Here is a 17,313-nt window from a genome sequence, read left to right on the forward strand (position 1 = left end):
GAAAACTCGCGCCCCGTCGAGGAGCCGGCTCAGCAGATCCTCGGAAGTTGTTCGCCCAGTTCACGTTCGATCACCCGGGTGGTACCGAACGCGGTGCGCCCGACCACCATGCCCGGATGGTCCGTCACCACCCGGCCGATGACAACCGCCCCCGCACCGTCGGGCCGGGATCGTATTGCCGCCAACACGGCATCGCTGTGCGCCGGGTCGACGAAAGCCACCAACTTGCCCTCGTTGGCAACCTGCAGCGGATCGAGCCCGAGGAAGCTGCAGGCCGACGACACCGCATCAGGAATCGGAATCCGGTGCTCGTCGAGTTCGATACCGACGCCGGCGGCGCGGGCGATCTCGACGGTCGAGGCGACCAGCCCCCCGCGAGTCGGATCACGCAGGGTGTGTACGACGTTCGGGTCGGGCACCGCCGCCAGCATCGCCGCCACCAATCGGTGTAGCGGCGCGCTGTCGGTGACCACCGTCGTCCCGAAGTCGATTCCTTCGCGCACACTCATGATCGCCACGCCATGCTCGCCGAGATTGCCGGACACGATCACGTGGTCACCCGGACGCGCTTGCTCAGGCCCGATGCGGACGCCGTCGGGTATCACGCCGACACCGGCGGTATTGATGAAAAGGCCATCCGCACTGCCTCTTCCGACGACCTTGGTATCGCCGGTGACGATGCTCACCCCCGCGGCGGCCGCCTGCCATCGTCTGGCGCGACGTGGCCACAGCGCGCGTCACGCAGCGCCCCCCGCGTCGGCGGCCGCCTTGCCCATCGTCTGGGCGACGGACCCGAGCACCTCGAGCTCCAAACCCTCCTCGAGGATGAAGCCGGCGGTCAACCCCAGCGGCTGAGCACCGCTCATCGCGAGGTCGTTGATCGTTCCATTGACCGCCAGGTCCCCGATATTGCCGCCCGGAAAGAACAGCGGGTTGACGACATAGGAATCTGTGGTCAGTGCAATACGCCCACCGGCAACGGCCAGCACCGCGGAGTCACGAGCCGGCCCACCATCCGAACCGAAGGCCGGCAGGAACAGGTTCTCGATCAGCTCCTCGGACAGGATCCCGCCACCGCCGTGCCCGAGCACTATCCGCTTGGTCTCCCGTAATGGCAACGGACACACCCAATCCGACGGATCGACGGCGGCCGAAACCACGCCCCGGGTCGCTTCGCTCCTGCCCGCCGAATCAGACATGCGCCGACGTTCCCAACCGCCGAAACTGGTAGTAGGCCGCGCACGCGCCCTCACTGGACACCATGGTGGCGCCCAGCGGGGTACGGGGCGTGCACGTCGTGCCGAATGCCGGGCATTGATTGGGCTTGAGCAGACCCTGCAACACCTCGCCGCTGTGGCATTCGGCCGACTCCTGCACGTGCAGGTGACCGACACCGAACTTGAGTTCGGCGTCGAACTCGGCGTAGCGCGGCGAGAGCGCCCACCCCGACCTCGGGATCATCCCGATGCCACGCCACTGCCGATCGACCACCGTGAACACGTCGGCGAGCGTCTGCTGCGCCACGGTGTTGCCGGCGTCGCTGACTGCCCGCGGATAGGCGTTGCGCAGTTCGGCGGTACCCGATTCGAGCTGATCGACCACCTGCCGCACGCCTTCGAGCAGGTCCAGCGGCTCGAATCCGGTTACCACGATGGGCACTCCAAACTTCTCGACGAGCGGCCCGTATTCCGCGGTGCCCATCACGGTGCAGACGTGGCCGGCGGCCAGGAAGCCCTGGACTCGGTTGGTGGGTGAGCTGAGAATGGCCGTCATCGCGGGAGGTACCAGAACGTGCGAGATGAGCACCGAAAAGTTGGTCAGGCCAAGACGTTGGGCGTGCAGCACCGCCATGGCATTGGCGGGGGCGGTGGTCTCGAACCCGACGCCGAAAAACACCACCTGCTTGTCGGGGTTGTCGGCGGCGATCCGGGTGGCGTCCAAGGGCGAGTAGACGATCCGGACATCACCACCACGGGCGCGCACGCTGAACAGGTCGTGGCGGCTACCGGGCACCCTGAGCATGTCGCCGAACGAACAGAAGATGACGTCATCGCGGGCGGCAACCTCCAATGCCCGATCGATCATCTCCAGCGGGGTGACGCACACCGGGCACCCCGGACCGTGAATGAACTCGACCGCACCGTCGAGCAACTGGTCGATGCCGTTCCGGATGATCGAATGCGTCTGCCCGCCACACACTTCCATGATCGTCCAGGGGCGGCTGGCCTGGCGCCGGATCGCGTCGACGAGGGTCCTGGCGGCGGCCGGATCGCGGAACTCGTCGAGATACTTCATGCCGGCTCCCTCCTGCCCTGCCCCTCGGCGCCACCGAGTTCTTCGTCGAGCACGCCGAGTTCTCGGAACATCCGCAACGTTTCGTTGGCCGAGGCCTCGTCGAGTCGGGTGATCGCGAAACCCGCATGGACGATTGTGTATTCGCCGATCTCCATGTCGGGCAGATATGCCAGGCACACGGTTTTGGTGGTGCCGCCGAAGTCGACGGTCGACATCCGGGTGCCGGCCTCCTCCCAGATTTCGATCACCTTGCCGGGGATTCCGAGGCACATACGCCGTTCCTTTCCGATACAGCCGAGGCGGGCCCGTCGGCGAGCGTCGCGGCGGCGATGGTCGCCTGGCCCAGCGCCAGCCCACCGTCATTGCAGGGCACGAGCCGGTGACTGAGCACCTCGAAGCCGCCCGCGGTGAGCACCTGCCGCAGGCCCTGCAGCACAAGGCGATTGGCGAACACGCCGCCAGTCAGTCCGATGACCGAAATCCCCGCCGCGCGAGCGCATTCGGTGGTTGCCGTCGCGGTCGCGCGGATCACCGCGTCATGGAAGCCGGCGGCCAGGTCAGCAGCCGGTGTGCCGCGCCGCAGCCCCTCGACGATCGCAGCGATCACCGGCGCGGGGTCCAGCACACCGTCGGCGACACGGAAGTCCAACGGACTCGGGTCGCCCCGTCGAGCCAGGTGCTCGAGCTCCACCGCGGCCTGGCCTTCGTAGCTGACCTCCTGGCAGACGCCGAGCAGGCTGGACACCGCGTCGAAGAGCCGCCCCATGCTGGTCGTGGGGACACAGCCGAGGCCGCGCGGGATCTGCTGGCGCAGGATGTGCAGCGAGTTCTCGTCGAGCGCCGCCACCGGCGGCAGGTCGCCGGCCCACTCGATGCCGGCACGGTGCAGCAGGTCCAGGGCGATCCGAGCGGGATTGCGCACCGCGCCGTCACCGCCGGGCAACGCGAAATGCCGCACGTGGCCCACCCGCGTGAAGCGGGCGGCGTCGGTGATCGCCAGCAGCTCGCCGCCCCAGATGGTGCCGTCGGTGCCGTAGCCGGTGCCGTCGTAGGCGACCGCGATGACCGGCGTACCCAGCCGTCGGTGTTCGGCGAGCAGCGATACGGCGTGGGCGTGATGGTGCTGGACGGCGATGACGGGCCGGCCCTCGGCGTAGCGCCGCGCCCACGCGGTGGTGGCGTACCCGGGGTGCAGGTCACAGGCGATCACGTCCGGGGTGCGATCGGTCATGAACGCCAGATGCTCCAGCGCCGCTTCGAAGCAGCCCTGGGTCCGCAGGTCGGCCATATCGCCCAGATGGGAGGACATGTGGGCATGGCCGTCCGCGCCAACCAGACAGAAGGTGGTTTTCAGGTCGCCGCCGGTGGCGAGAATGACCCGCTCCGGTAGCGGGCCGGGCACCGACACCGGCAGCGGGGCGTATCCGCGCGAGCGACGCAACGGCAGGTGCGCGCCGCGGTCGTCGATCATCACCACCGAGTCCTCGCACGGCACGTGGATGGGACGGTCATGGGTGAGTACGGCGTCGGCCAGCCCGTCGATCCAGCCGAGGTCATCATCGCGGAACACGATCGGTGACCCGCCCCGGTTCGCCGACGTCATCACCAGCGGGACGCGGCCGAGCCGATCGAACAGCTGGTGGTGCACCGGAGAGTAGGCGAGCATCACGCCGACGTCGGTCAAGGCCGGCGCGACATCGTCGGCCACCGTTCCCGGCCGGCGGGCGATCAGCACGATGGGTGCCGACGGCGCGGTCAGGGCGATGCTCGCCGCGTCGTCGAGCACTGCGATCTCGCCGGCACCGGCCAGGTCGGCGACCATCACCGCGAACGGCTTGGCCGGCCGGTTCTTGCGGCGGCGCAGTTCGGCGACGGCGGCGGCATCGTCGGCACGGCAGGCGAGATGGAATCCGCCGATCCCCTTGACCGCGACGATCAGCCCGGCCCGCAGCGCGGCCACCGCCGCGCCGATCGGGTCTTCGAATGTCGACGAGCCGCCGGCGGGCTGCCACGTCAGCCGAGGTCCGCACTCCGGGCAGGCGATGGTCTGGGCGTGATAGCGGCGATCCAGCGGATCGTGGTACTCGGCCTCGCACGCCGGGCACATCGGGAAACCGGCCATCGTGGTCGCGGGCCGGTCGTACGGCAGATCGGTGATCACGGTGTAGCGCGGCCCGCAGTTGGTGCAGGTGATGAAGGGATGCCCGTAGCGGCGGTCGGCGTTGTCGCGCATCTCGCGCAGACAGTCCTCGCACACCGCGATGTCGGGCGGAACGAGGGTGCGGGACTCGTCGCCACTCTGGCTGCCGATGATCTCAAACCCGTTGTCGCCGTGCGGTTCCAGGTGCCGGCTGAACAGTTCATCGATGCGCGCCATCGGCGGGGTTCGGTGCCGGATCGCCTCGATGGCCGCCTCGACGTCGGCTGCCGGGCCTTCCAGCTCGCAGTGCACCGACCCCGCGTCGTTGTACACGAAACCGCCGAGCCGCAGTTCGGCTGCGATCCGTGCCACCGCCGGGCGGAAACCGACGCCCTGCACCACCCCGGCGATGTCCAGACGCACCCGCACGTTCATCGGATCGCCGTCATCCCGGGCCCCGGACAACGCCGGCGGAAGTCGATGCTCATGAACCTCCTGAGCAGATGAAGGCCACTCGCGTCGATGGGCTGTGCGCGCGGGTAGATCACCACCACGCTAATCCCGAGCTGCGAGGTCCACAATCACAATCTCGCAGCGAAAGTCTGCGTTTTTCCGTCCAAAAGGCCCTCGGCTGCGGCAGCGGAGCGCTGTAGGGTGCAGGCCTGCCCGACTCGGAAAACGGAAAGATCGACAGTGCACGAATTGTCGCTGTGCCATGCGATTGCCGGGGTGGTGCGGCCATACGCGGCCGGCCGCCGTGTCGATGTGGTGCGGGTGCAGATCGGCGCGCTACGGCAGGTGGTGCCCGACTCATTGTCGTTCTGCTGGACGCTGGTCCGCGATCACGAGAGCATGCCCGAGGCTGAGTTGGAGCTCGAGTTCGTCGCCGCGGAGGTGGCCTGCCACAGCTGTGGACAGCATTCGGAGATCGCCTCCCGCTGGACGGTGTCCTGCCCGCAATGTGAGAGCACCGACACCGAAATCGTTCGGGGCAACGAGTTCCTGGTCACCTCACTGGACGTGACGTGACCTGCGGAGCGAAAGGCAGTCAGCATGGGTAGGTTTCATCGTCACGACGACGGCACCGTGCACAGCCACGAGCATCATTCCCATGACGACGGCGACCACGAGCACCTTTCCCACGACCACGGCGACCACAGCGGCTATGTCACCGGCTCGCAACGGATCGAGGTGCTCGAACACATCTTCGCCGAGAACGACACCCGGGCCGACATCAACCGGGCGGCCTTCGAGAGCAACGGAATCCGGGCGCTCAACTTGATGAGCTCGCCGGGTTCGGGGAAGACGACGGTGCTGGCGGCCACTCTCGACGAGCTTGCGGATGATCTCGCCGTCGGCGTGATCGAGGGCGATATCGCGACCGACCTCGACGCCGCCAAGCTCGGCGGCCGCGGCGCGCAGATCTCCCTGCTCAACACCAACAACGGCTTCGGCGGCGAGTGCCACCTGGATGCCCCGATGGTCAACCGCGCGCTACAGGGCCTGGAGCTGCCGCTGCTGGATTTGGTCATCATCGAGAACGTCGGCAATCTGGTGTGCCCCGCGGAGTTCGACGTCGGCGAGCACGCCAAGGCGATGGTGTACTCGGTGACCGAGGGCGAGGACAAACCGCTGAAGTACCCGGTGATGTTCCGCTCCGTCGACATCGTGCTGCTGAACAAGATCGACCTGGTGCCCCATCTCGATGCCGACGTCGACACTTACATCTCGCGGGTCCGTGAGGTCAACCCGACGGCGACGATCCTGCCGGTGAGTGCACGCACCGGGGAAGGCATGGCGGCCTGGTTCGATTGGGTGCGCCGCTTCGCGTCCGCGGCGGCCACCGCGCTCTGAGCCGGCACCCGGTTCGCGCGCTCAGCGCACCGCGAGTTCCAGGGACGAGTGCCGCCGTGCCAGCACACTGGGTAACCACGGTCCGACGTCGACGGTCTCGATCCACGTTGTGCGTTCGAGCATCAGGCGCAGGACGGTGGTGGCCTCCAGCCGGGCCAACGGCGCACCGAGACAGAAGTGGGCGCCTCGGCCAAACGACAGATGCCCCTTGCTGTTCGGTCGGTCGAGCCGGAATTCGTTGGGTGCCTCGAAGTGCTCCGGATCGCGGTTGGCCGCACCCCACAGCAACAAGACCCTGGAGTCGGCGGGCAGTCGGACGCCGCAGAGCTCGGTGTCCCGCAACACGTGGCGGTAGTGGGCGCGAAACGGCGGCTCCAGCCGCAACGTCTCTTCGATGAAGCCACCCAGCAATTCGGGGCTGTCGCGGAGCTGAGCTTGGAGCTGCGGACTGCCGGCCAACGTCGACACCGCTGTTCCGAGTAACGACGCGGTGGATTCGCCACCGGCACTGAACAATGACACCAGGATGAGCTGGGCGGTGAACTCACTGAGCTGGCCGTCACGACAGGCTCTGGCCAACTCACCGATCAGGTCGTCGTGCGGGTCCGCGATGGCCTGCGCGAGGTGCTTGACGATATAGCCGGACAGTTCGGTGATCGCGGTCATCGACGCGGCGAGCTCCTCCGCCGACATCAGCCCGTCGAGCAGCTGAGTCGTCGCGCATCCCCAGTGCGCCAGGCGATCGGTGTCGACATCGGGCACTCCGATGAGGCGGGTCACGATCATCATGGGCAATCGGTTGGCTACCGCGTCCATCCACTCGATGCGGCCGTCGGCTAGGCCTGCGGACCACTGTTGTTCGAAGACGCTTGCGATCAATGGCCCCAGAGCGGCAACGTGTTTGGCGGAGAACTGCGAGATCACGAGCTTGCGGTGAGCAGCATGCACCGGATCGTCAGCGGTGACCAGGATGTGGGTGGCTCCCCCGACGCCGTCCATCGGAAACGGCACCACCCGACCGCTGGTGGAATAGGTCATCGTCGCGGTGAGGTTCGATGAGAAATCCTGCGGACGCGCCACGACATCGGTGATCGCGGGCCACGAGCAGGCCAGATAAAAGCCGGAGTCGCCGACCTGATGGACCGGTCCCGCCGCGCGCAACTGCTCGTACAGCGGATAGGGATCCTGGATGGCCTCCGCGCCGAAGAACTCCGCCGGGTCCACCGGACACGCGATCACGCGATCAACCCGAGCAGACCGGGATCGAACGTTGTCCGCGCGGAAACCGACACCGCTGCAGCCGAAACCACCAGAGCGGCATCGTCCTCGTATCCCTTGGGGAAGACGATCTCCGCGCTGTCCGGGCTTTCGCGGTGCGCCATCAGCCAATCGTAAAGCAGCCAGTCCACCGCACAGCTCACCGTCAACGGATCGGCATCCGGGGAACGCGCCGCCGTGACCACCGCCTGTAATGCGTCGCGATGCTCCTTGCGCGCGGCATCCTTGTTGACCCCGGAGCTGTCGAAGAACAGCATCGCCAGCGTGAGCGGAAACCGTTGGCCCGCTTCGGTACGGACCACCCAGCGGCCGCCCTTCCACGGTGTGTCCGGATCGACCTGGTGGAATTCGCCGAAGCCACCGATGACTCCGATGGACGGATCGTCGAGTTCGCCATCGAAAGGCGCGGGCCCGAGCAGGTCGAGCGGCCGGCGTGCCCGGATCGAGAACAAGGCGGCTGTGCCGATGATCTTTCCGGCCCGCAGATCAACACCGAATCCGGTGAGTTCCTGGGCCGTCGCGAAATCGAGGCACAACCGGTCGAGGGTTCGATAAAGCTCGACAAGGCCGTCACGTTCGTCGGCGTCGGCGGGTAGCCGCCCGCCCCCAATATCTCACCGAAGCGGCCCGCCGCGATGATCAGCGCATCGTCGAGCGCCTCGAGGTGGGTGGCCATCAACCGGTCAGGTTCGTCGTCGACGGTGACGAGGGCCTTCAGCGACGTCGGACTGCCGGTCGGCGTCGACCAGTAGAACCCGATCTGGTCGTCTCCCTGGATGATTCGCGGTCTCACGGCCGCCGCCAGATCATCACTCGGTTGTTGCCGGAGTCGGCGACGGCCAGCATGTCCCCGTGCAGCGACAAGCCGTACGGCCAGCAGAGCGTGTCGCGTTGCACCGAGGTCCACCGATTCTCGCCATTGGAGCCGAAATCCGGTTGAGCCAGCACGTGATCGGCTCCGCGTCCATCGGCGGGGATGCCGTCCCACAACAGAATCCGGTTGTTGGCGGTATCGGCCACGGCGAGGCGCTCGCCGTCCAGACACGCCGCATAGGGGAAGCGCAACCGGTCCGAGGTGTGCGGCCCATAGGGCCATTCGAGCGCACTGGTGAAATCCGGCTGGCCGAGCACGGAATCGGCGCCACGGTCGGCCTCCGGCGGGGGCGACCAGCCCAGCAGCCGGTGATCGCCGGCGTCGGCGACCAACAGCAGGTCCTCGTGGCCGGTGATGTCGTGCGGCCAGCGGAACGTGGCCGGCCCGACGGCACCGCCCCGGTTCTCCTCCCGGGTGGCCGCGTCGGGCTGACCCAGCACGACATCGGCGGGCTGATCCGGTTCGGGTATCCCGTTGCGCCACCCGAGAACCCGGCGATTGCCGGTGTCGGCAACCCAGAACGCCGAGCCGACCATCCCGATGCCGAATGGCCAGTACAGGCTTGACGCCGAGCATTCACCGCCGCGGTTCTCCACCACCGAGGTGGCATCGGGCTGGCCGAGCACAAGGTCGGGCGCCACGTCAGGTGTCTGCGGCACGCTGTTCCACACCAGGATCCGGTGATGCCAGGCGTCCGCGACGACGAGCCGGCCATCATGCACCAGCACCCCGGTCGGCAGGTTCATTCCGCGTTCCGGACCGCGACCGCCGGCCGCGCGGCCCTCCGACTCACCGTCTGGTTGTCCGAGCACGACGTCGGCAGGCTGCTCATCGTCTTCGGGGATTCCATGCCAGATCAGGACGCGATGATTTCCCGAGTCGGCCACCACCAGGTGCCGGTCCCCGAGGAACACGCCGCGTGGTGAATACATCCACGACATGGACGGTTTCGCCGGCGGAAGTGCCAGCCCGCCGGGGGCCGGTGCGCCCAGCCACAGCGCGGGTGACCAGCCGTCGGTGCGGTCGACGTCGGGTACCACATCAACGCGGGTGCCCAATCCGCTCACGTTGTGCCGGACGGTGTAGCGGCTCATCCGCCGACGCGAACCCAGACGACACCGTCGTCGACGCGCAACGGCAGCTGCTCCAGCTGCGCGCCGGGAGCGCTGAGACACTCCCCCGACGTCGCGTCGTAACAGAAGCCGTGCCACGGACAGGTCAGCGTGTTGCTCTCCAGGTCGAGTATCGCGTTGTCCAACGGAAGTGCTTCGTGCGCACACTCGTTGCGGTAGGCCGACAGTCGCCGGCCGGCATTGACCACGATCACCTCGGCGCGCGTGCCGTCGGCTGTCGTCACGCTCAGCGGCGACAGATCGTCGACGGCCAGACCAGCGGCCGGGCCCACGTCGACCCAGCCCTCACCAGCCGGGTCATGCCCGATCCGGAGCGCCTCGATCGGAATCAGGGTCGGTGTCGGCTCGTTCGGCAACACCTCCACCGCCGAGATCGCCGGGACACCCTGCACCAGAGCCTCTTCCACCAGGTTGCGCAACGTCACCGCCGACATGGAACAGCCGTTGCACGCTCCTTCCAGGCGGACGTACGCCGTGCCGTCGTCCACCCGCACCAGGGTCACGTCTCCGCCGTGGCTGTTCAGTTGTGGACGCACCGAGGCCAGCACCTGGTTGGCGTGGGTGACCGGATCCGGGCGCACGATCCCATGCAACGACAGCAGCAGATGCACGGTCGGATCGTCCACCAAGTCGAACAACACGTCCCGTGCCGGATCGTCGGACCGCATCCGGCGCACCATCGTCACCAACCCGGCACGGTGGATCTGCTCGATCGCCGCCTTGAGCTCCTCGGCAACCTCGCGCGCCGCGGGATCCAGAGCACCCAGCGCGGCCACCGCGTCATCGACACGCTTGGCGAGGTCTTCGAACGTCGGCTCCGTCACCGGCCGTTCAGTGGTCGTCGACACCGGTGCCGTCCGTCCTGCCCAGCGTGACCTGCCGGGCGATCTCGTCGAGTACGCCGCGCACCGCCCGTACCGAGTCGCCGTCGCCGAGCTCCTCGAACAGGAACCGGGCTTCGTACAGTTTGGCCTTGGCCTGATCGAAGGAACCGAGATGCGCCAACACGTTGCCCTGATTGGCCAGGACTCGGGCCCGGCCCAGCGGATCGCTGTCGCGGCTGCGCGCGTCGAGAACCGCCTCGTACAGTTCGACGGCTTCGACCAGGTTGTCGGCCTGGTGCTTCGACGGGGTGTACACCAACGAATTCGCCAGGTTCAGCTGCACGCTGGCCCACTGTTCGGGATAGTCCTCGCGGGTGTACACCTTGAGCGCCGAGCGCAGCGACTGCGCCGCGATCCCCAACCGCAGCTGGCCGGACGCCTCCGTCATCGGCATGGTGAGGTAGGCGGTGGCCAGGTTGGCGTGCGCCGACGCCCACAACAGCGGGGCCTCCTCGCGCAGCACCAGCTGCAGCGCCGAATGGTAATGGGGCACAACAGCCGCCAGCAGCTCGGGCCGCTGCGGTGCCTGTTCGTGTAGCAGCCCCGCCAGGTTCAGATGCAGTTCGGCCCGAGCGACGCGCAGACCGTCGGCACCCTCGAGACCCTTGAGCGCCGTCTCGAAACGCCGGACGGCATCAGGATGGCCGCCGTGAGCGGCGATCGACGCTGCCGCACCGAGCAGCACCCCGTACAGCGGTGTGGACACCGCGGCCGCTTCGTCGGCCGCCTGGTCGAGCAGCGCGGTGGCCCGGGCCGCGTCGCCGTCGTTGAACGCGCTACTGGCCTGGGTCGACAACACCAGCGCCGCGAGTTCGGCGCCGGCCGAACCCAGCTCCGGTGCGACGTCCGAGCGGCCGACCGCGAACAGCACGACATCGACCAGAACTCCGAATTCGCCCAACAGCGAGCGCAATTCCGCGGGATCGTCACCGTCGGGGTCCATCACGAAACGGTTGTAGCGGCTGACCGGATCGTCACCGGTCAGCGCCTCCAAGGCACCGTCACGATCACCGGCCAGTGCCAGCTCGTGTGCTCGCAGCGCCTCCGGCCACTGCGGTACGTTGCCGGCAAGCAGCGCGGTGCGGGCGTCCTCGGTGTCGGCAGATGCCGGAATCAGCATGTATCCCAGCGGGAGTGGGAAGGCGCCCAGCGGCTGCGGTCGCTCCGCGAGGACGTCGGTGTCCACCGATTCGGTGTTGGCAAGTGCGGTCACGACTCGTCTCCCGTCATCCGTGGATGGGTCCGCGGATATCGCGCTCGGCGGCGCGTTTGATCAGCCGGGCCGACAGTTCGGCGCGGGCCTTGGTGTGGTGGGTGTCGATGCGCTTACGCACCACCCCGTCGGCGAAGACCACGACGATGTCGACCGCCCATCGCCCGCGTTCCTCGACGACGACGGTCTGCACATCCACGGCCTCGTCGGAGGCGCTGTCTTTGCCGACGGTGGTCTTCGGCCGGGGCTCGTCACACATCACGATCACCGCGCCGACTCCAGCGGAATCCGCAACGCCTGTTGGGCATGGTCCCAGAATGCCTGATGAGCGCCGGTGACGAGGCGATCCGCCAGCACTTCACGGATCAGGAGGGACCGGTCGCCCGCAGGGTTGCGCTGTTTGAGCAGCAGCCCCCCGCTGCGAGGGCCGCGCAGCGGGAACAACCAGAGGTCGTCGTCGCGCACCATCGCCGCCACGGCGTCCGAGGGAAATCGGTTGGCCGCCAACGCCGCATCGAGGCGCACATACCCGTCTTCGGTGAACTGTACCGAGACGTCGTCGCCGACCGGGGGTCGCAATGGCCCCAGAAAGTCCCGCTCGAGAACGTCGATCACCTGCTCCATCGCGGCCTGCACCGGGTCCGAGAGGTCAGCGCCCAGCTCGACGCCGCCCGCCTCGATCAGGAACACCGTGATGTCGCTGGGGCAGTCATCGGCCAGCGCCCAGTGAGCGAACGCGATCGCGTGATCCCACCGGAACGAGTGGGTGTGCAAACCCTGTAGGGGTGGCAGGTCGGCCAGCTCCTCGCCGGGGACGCGGTAGATGGTCCCCGGGGCCGCGCCGGTAGCCGAGGCGTCGATGATGACGACCCGCTCGGCGCCCCGCATCTGGAACGCGACGTCCATGCCCGCGGTGCCGCCGTCGACCAGACGAGCGCCGGCGGGCACACCACGCTCCCAGAGGTGCCGGACCAGAACCGGTCCGACACCGTCGTCTCCGCGCAGCAGGTTGCCGCAGCCCACCACCAGAACCGCACACCCAGGCGGCCCGATATCGAGCGAGGGGTTGCTGATATCGGAACCGCCTGGGTTGCTGTGGGAGTCGTGTGCCCCAGGCTCGACCGCCGGGATCACACCATTCCGTTTATGACGAACTTCGAGAGCTCCTTGCCTGTCTTGCCGTCGTAGGCGTGCACGGTGCACACCAGGCAGGAGTCGAAGCTGCGTGCCACATGTCCGAGCTCTACCGGATCGTCGGGATCGACGATCGGTGAACCCACCAGTGCCTTCTCGATGGGACCCAGAACCTCGTTGCCGTCCCGTGGCCCGATGTTCCACGCTGTCGGGGTGACGACCTGGTAGTTCTTGATCTTGTTGTCCTCGATGACAATCCAGTCGCTCAGCGAGCCGCGGGCAGCCTCGGTGGAGCCGAAGCCCTTGCCCTCGGCGTATTCGGTGGGCTTGGTGTAGAAGCTCTCCTTGAGGTCGAGCTGGTCCAGCCAGCCCTTGACCCACTTGTAGTACTTGGGTGCTTCGTGCATGCGGGCCAGCTGGCGGGTCAGGACACTCGGCCCGATCTTGTTCATGATGTCGACGAACAACGGGTCGTTGTCCTGGTGCGGTGCGGCGTTGGGGCCGCCCGCGGCTATCCGGCGGGCCAGCGGTCCGGCTTCCAGCGGGATGGTGCCCAGGTCGCCGACGGCGTAGCGCGGCGACTTCGCCCAGCTGTACTTGCCTTGCTTGCGGCCCTCTTCGGGGTCGATCGGAATGGTCTCGCCCTCGAACGGGTGCAACGGCTTGCTGCCCTGATAGAAGGAATGGCTGGTGTCCTCTCGGACATTGGCCTGGTCGAACTCGTGCCACTGGCCCTGCGCGTAGATGCCACCGCGGCCGATCAGTGCCGCGTTGCGGCCCTCGATGGTGGGATTCTCGTACAGCGTCGGGTCGAAGTAGGTGCCGGTGGCGATGTAGTTGCCCACGCCCTGGCCGTATTTGTCCAGGCCGATATCGAGGGCGTAGCGGATGAAAAAGCCGCAGTCGCTGTTGTACTGGGATTCGTTCTCGTCGACCCAGGCCAGAACGTCGTCCCAGGTCTTGTTCTCCAGCCACCGGTCGATGCTGCAGCCCAGCCACCGGCCTTCGAGCCAGTTGTCCTTCCAGTGCTCCAGGATCGCGATCGAGCGTGTCACGTCCGACAGCGTGGGCGCACACATGACGCCGCCGGGCACCATGAAGCTCGAGTGCGGCCACTGACCGCCGAAGATCGCGTACACCTCGACGGGCTTGTTCGAAAGCACCACTCCCGGTTGGTAACTGGTACCGACGTAGGGTGCGAAGCGGCGAACCGCCTCGTCATAGAGCTTGGACTTGGCGTAGTTCTTGTTGGTCAGGTCGATGGCGAACAGCGCGTAGAAGTAGCGGGGAATCGACTGCAGCGTTTCGCATGCCTGGGCGATGTTGCGGATCAGTGTCGCGTTCGCCGGCATGTGGGTGCGCCACGCGGTGTCCAGAGCGTAGGCCGACTTGTAGAGATGGCTGCCGCCACAGATCCCGCAGATGCGGGGGCACACGACGAGACCGGCCTGCGGGTCCTTGCCCCGCAGGATGATCTCGAAGCCGCGGAACATCGCGGCTTCCGTCCATGCCGACGTCACGACGCCGTCGTCAATGGTGACCCGGACATCGAGGTCACCCTCGACACGGCCCAATGGGCTGACGTAAAGGTCGAGCGCGGTCATGAGATAGTCCTCCAAGAGGTGAGAGCTGAACCAGGGCTGGCGGTTTCGCTGGGCCTAGACGACGAACATGTCCTCTTTGGACCACTGCGGCGCGGCGATGCGGGCAGCCGCCGCATGCGCCATGTACGTCAGGTGATCGGATCCCTCCGGCACTTCCTTGGGGATCACACCGCCGACCTTCTGGGTCTTGAACAGCGTTCCGGGCGCCAGGTCGAAATGCGGGAACTCCGGTTCTGTGCAGCCGAGGCACGGCATGCCGGCGCGGGTCTTGGACGACTGCCGGTTCCACAGGATGCGATTGCACGGCGAATGCGTCATCGGCCCGCGGCAGCCGAACTCGTAGAACAGGCAGCCCGTTCGGGTGCCTTCGCCGAAGGACATCGTCGACTGCTTGTATTCGAAGAATTGCACACGGGTGCAGCCGGTTTGGGTGAACGTCTTGAAGAACGTCTCGGGCCGGTGCAGCTCGTCGAGGGCGATGTCACCGGCGCGCCCGGTGGCAAGCGCGACGATGATCTGGGTGATCCAGTCGGGGTGTGCGGGGCAGCCCGGAATGTTGATGACCGGAAGTCCCATCTTGGAGCGGAAGTCGGGCCCGAGGAACCCGCCCTTGTCCCGCTTGTGGAACTGCAGACCGGTCGAGGCCGAGGGGTTGGGCTCCATCGCGGGGATGCCGCCCCAGCAGGCGCAGTCTCCGATCGCCACGACGATCTGGGCGGCGCCGGCCAGGTCGGTGACCCAATCCTTCATCGGCCGATCAGCGAACATGTCCATCCGCCCGGTGCCGTTGGGCGCTTCGATGACGGTGCCCTCGAAGACGAAGATGTCCAGGGGCCGTTCGCCTTTGGCGCAGTCCCAGAACACCTTCTGGGCGTTCTTGCCCAACTCCAGACCGAGCGACGGGTGCCAGATCAGATCCAGGCCGAAGTCGACGATCAGGTCGACGACGTTGGGTTCCTCCGCGTTGAGGAAGGACATGGTGTTGCCACTACACGCACCTCCCTGGAACCACAGAACAGAAGCCATTCGAACTCCTCTCAGAGAGCGACCCGGGGCCAGGCCGGTAGTGATGACCGAAGGTCAACCGCACGAGCGACATATGGGCGAGCACTACCGGTTGACCCGGCGGCCGAAGGATGTGGCGACGGCGATGAGGAAGCCGAGACCGCGGGCGAAGTCAGGGTCTTTGGTGGCCTTCCACAGCCCGTAGATGCCTTTGGGCGGATTCGCCGCACCGGCCTTGCCGTCGCCCAGGGCGTCGCCGATGGAGGCCAGCACTGCAGCGGTCTCCGGCTTGGTGAGGCCCGAGGACAGCACGGTGTTCAGCGCGGGCGCGGCAGTGACGACGGAGCCGGACAACGAGGCCAGACTGGTGGCGAGGCTCTGCAGGTCGACACCCTTGAACGCGTCGGCACCGGGGACCGCCGCCGACGAGGCGCCCCTAAGCTCGGCGACCGCAGCCGACACCGAGTCGGTGATGGTGTCGCCGCGACTGAGGAAGCTGTCGAGACCGCTGAGCAGGACGGCCAGTACGTCGGCGTGGTCCAGCAGGGTATTGAGTGCGGCCGCGACATCGGGGTCGTCGAGTCGATCACGGAGTGTGTCCGCTGGGGTGACTACCACCGTCTGCCCGTTAGCTGTCATGCGCACCTCCCGGCAGTATGGCTTGAACCGAAGGTAGCCGTCCGGAGCTTGGCTGCCTATCGCTTTCGCGCAATGACTGTCAGAATTACGAACAGTTACCCGCGCTCAAGCGCGGCCGATGTTTGAGAGGCTGGCGGATCGATTGCGACGGACACTAGCGGCGGGCTGTCTACCGCGGCGAGTTCACCCGGGTAACCCCTGATGTCCCGGCTCACCCGACTCGGCTACATCGATGTGCGGCGCACCAGCAATCCGGTTCGGCGCAAGGTGCGCTCCCGCGGCGTCCCTCCGGCGCTGGCCGACAACGAGATCTTCTACACCGAAGACGTCAAAACCGCCTCGAGGCTGATCGCCAAAACCCTGGGCCCGCTCCGGCTCACCGTCGCAGGCGACGCGACCGGCTTCGCGGCGACCATGCACGGCGTCCGGCTGCGCAACGTCAGCCTCCTCTATCTCGACCTGCATGTCGCGGCGGCAGTCGAGATTCCGATGGTCGGACCGCACTACGCGGTCCACATGCCGATGAACGGCCGCGCGCTGGTCGACCACCGTGCGCACTCCTTCGAGGCCAACACCATCCGCTCTGTGGTGAGCAGCCCCGGTGCGTCACTGCGGATGGCGTTCGACCACGACTCACCACAGTTGATCATCCGGATCGAGGAGCGGGCACTGGACGCGCATCTGACCCGGCTGCTCGGTCGTGCGCTGGACCGCCCCCTGGTGTTCGACCCGGAGTTCGACATGTCCACCGAAGCCGCCATGCGATGGCACGCCGCTGTGCAGCTGATCCACACCGAGGTGTTCCACGAGGGTTCACTGATCCAGCGCGGCCAGGGCATCGGCGCGGTGGAGGACTTCGTGATCAGCAGCCTGTTGCATCTGCAACCGTCGAACTACCACGCGGAGTTCCTGGCGCCGGCCCAGCCCGACCAGCGCCGCGCCGTCGTGCAGAACGCCATGAGCTATATCGAGGACCACCTTGCCGAGCGGATCACGATGGAGTCGGTGGCCAAGGCCGTGCACATGAGCGTCCGGTCGATTCAGCAGGGGTTCCGCGAGGAGCTGGGGATGACACCGATGACCTACGTGCGGGAGCGCCGTTTGGAACGGGTGCACGAGGAACTGACCGACGCCATCCCCGCCGACGGCGTGACGGTGACGCAGGTGGCGGAGCGATGGGGCTTCAACCATCTCGGCAGTTTCGCCGTCGAATACCGAAAGCGTTGGGGCGAAGCCCCTTCGGGCACGCTGCGCCGCTGA

At 67.1% G+C, this 17,313-nt stretch carries 16 protein-coding genes and 1 pseudogene; 3 read left to right on the forward strand and 14 right to left on the reverse strand.

Annotated features, from left to right (window positions below; all coding sequences use genetic code 11):
* Positions 1-29 precede the first annotated feature (29 nt).
* The 4 genes and pseudogenes from hypE to hypF form a co-directional block, all read right to left on the reverse strand.
* A pseudogene (gene hypE / locus D3H54_RS19565) lies at positions 30-1,199 on the reverse strand (hydrogenase expression/formation protein HypE).
* Positions 1,192-2,295, reverse strand: coding sequence for a hydrogenase formation protein HypD (gene hypD / locus D3H54_RS19570; RefSeq protein WP_149380463.1), 1,104 nt, complete (start codon positions 2,293-2,295; stop codon positions 1,192-1,194). The pseudogene hypE and the gene hypD overlap by 8 nt, the downstream one beginning before the upstream one ends.
* Positions 2,292-2,567, reverse strand: coding sequence for a HypC/HybG/HupF family hydrogenase formation chaperone (locus D3H54_RS19575; RefSeq protein WP_149380464.1), 276 nt, complete (start codon positions 2,565-2,567; stop codon positions 2,292-2,294). Before D3H54_RS19575 ends, hypD begins: the two co-directional genes overlap by 4 nt.
* Positions 2,540-4,870, reverse strand: coding sequence for a carbamoyltransferase HypF (gene hypF, locus D3H54_RS19580; protein ID WP_149380465.1), 2,331 nt, complete (start codon positions 4,868-4,870; stop codon positions 2,540-2,542). The genes D3H54_RS19575 and hypF overlap by 28 nt, the downstream gene beginning before the upstream one ends.
* 258 nt (positions 4,871-5,128) lie before the next feature.
* Here hypF and D3H54_RS19585 point away from each other — a divergent pair, with 258 nt between their 5' ends.
* Together D3H54_RS19585 and hypB are read left to right on the forward strand one after the other, a co-directional pair.
* A complete protein-coding gene (locus D3H54_RS19585; RefSeq protein ID WP_149380466.1) occupies positions 5,129-5,464 on the forward strand; it encodes a hydrogenase maturation nickel metallochaperone HypA in 336 nt (111 codons plus the stop codon).
* Positions 5,465-5,488: 24 nt separating this feature from the next.
* On the forward strand, positions 5,489-6,289 hold the full coding sequence (gene hypB, locus D3H54_RS19590; RefSeq protein ID WP_149380467.1) for a hydrogenase nickel incorporation protein HypB: 801 nt from the start codon (positions 5,489-5,491) through the stop codon (positions 6,287-6,289).
* Positions 6,290-6,310: 21 nt separating this feature from the next.
* Here the strand turns inward: hypB and D3H54_RS19595 are convergent, their stop codons facing one another.
* From D3H54_RS19595 to D3H54_RS19640, 10 genes are all read right to left on the reverse strand, one after another.
* Complete coding sequence (locus D3H54_RS19595) at positions 6,311-7,525, reverse strand: cytochrome P450 (RefSeq protein ID WP_149383634.1); 1,215 nt, start codon at positions 7,523-7,525, stop codon at positions 6,311-6,313.
* Positions 7,525-8,103, reverse strand: coding sequence for a hypothetical protein (locus D3H54_RS19600; RefSeq protein ID WP_286198935.1), 579 nt, complete (start codon positions 8,101-8,103; stop codon positions 7,525-7,527). The genes D3H54_RS19595 and D3H54_RS19600 overlap by 1 nt, the downstream gene beginning before the upstream one ends.
* Before the next feature lie 253 nt (positions 8,104-8,356).
* Positions 8,357-9,535, reverse strand: coding sequence for an NHL repeat-containing protein (locus D3H54_RS19605; protein ID WP_149380468.1), 1,179 nt, complete (start codon positions 9,533-9,535; stop codon positions 8,357-8,359).
* Positions 9,532-10,422 carry a NifU family protein gene (locus tag D3H54_RS19610; protein WP_149380469.1) on the reverse strand — a complete coding sequence of 297 codons (891 nt, stop codon included), beginning with the start codon at positions 10,420-10,422 and terminating at the stop codon, positions 9,532-9,534. The genes D3H54_RS19605 and D3H54_RS19610 overlap by 4 nt, the downstream gene beginning before the upstream one ends.
* Entirely contained in the window at positions 10,406-11,578 is a 1,173-nt protein-coding gene (locus tag D3H54_RS19615; protein ID WP_432246603.1) for a tetratricopeptide repeat protein, read from the reverse strand. The genes D3H54_RS19610 and D3H54_RS19615 overlap by 17 nt, the downstream gene beginning before the upstream one ends.
* A 106-nt stretch (positions 11,579-11,684) precedes the next feature.
* Entirely contained in the window at positions 11,685-11,930 is a 246-nt protein-coding gene (locus tag D3H54_RS19620; RefSeq protein ID WP_149380470.1) for a hypothetical protein, read from the reverse strand.
* Between the two features lie 5 nt (positions 11,931-11,935).
* A complete protein-coding gene (locus D3H54_RS19625) occupies positions 11,936-12,697 on the reverse strand; it encodes a hydrogenase maturation protease (RefSeq protein ID WP_149383636.1) in 762 nt (253 codons plus the stop codon).
* Positions 12,698-12,801: 104 nt separating this feature from the next.
* The gene (locus D3H54_RS19630; protein WP_149380471.1) at positions 12,802-14,409 is read right to left on the reverse strand and encodes a nickel-dependent hydrogenase large subunit; all 1,608 of its coding nucleotides are present in this window, start codon (positions 14,407-14,409) and stop codon (positions 12,802-12,804) included.
* A gap of 54 nt (positions 14,410-14,463) precedes the next feature.
* Positions 14,464-15,435, reverse strand: a complete 972-nt coding sequence (locus tag D3H54_RS19635; protein WP_036339240.1) for an NADH-quinone oxidoreductase subunit B family protein — start codon at positions 15,433-15,435, stop codon at positions 14,464-14,466.
* A gap of 84 nt (positions 15,436-15,519) precedes the next feature.
* Entirely contained in the window at positions 15,520-16,053 is a 534-nt protein-coding gene (locus D3H54_RS19640; RefSeq protein ID WP_149380472.1) for a helical membrane plugin domain-containing protein, read from the reverse strand.
* A 201-nt stretch (positions 16,054-16,254) separates the two neighbouring features.
* On the opposite strand from D3H54_RS19640, the gene D3H54_RS19645 reads away from it, so the two are divergent.
* The gene (locus tag D3H54_RS19645; protein ID WP_149380473.1) at positions 16,255-17,313 is read left to right on the forward strand and encodes an AraC family transcriptional regulator; all 1,059 of its coding nucleotides are present in this window, start codon (positions 16,255-16,257) and stop codon (positions 17,311-17,313) included.

This window comes from Mycobacterium sp. ELW1, assembly GCF_008329905.1.
GTDB lineage: Bacteria > Actinomycetota > Actinomycetes > Mycobacteriales > Mycobacteriaceae > Mycobacterium.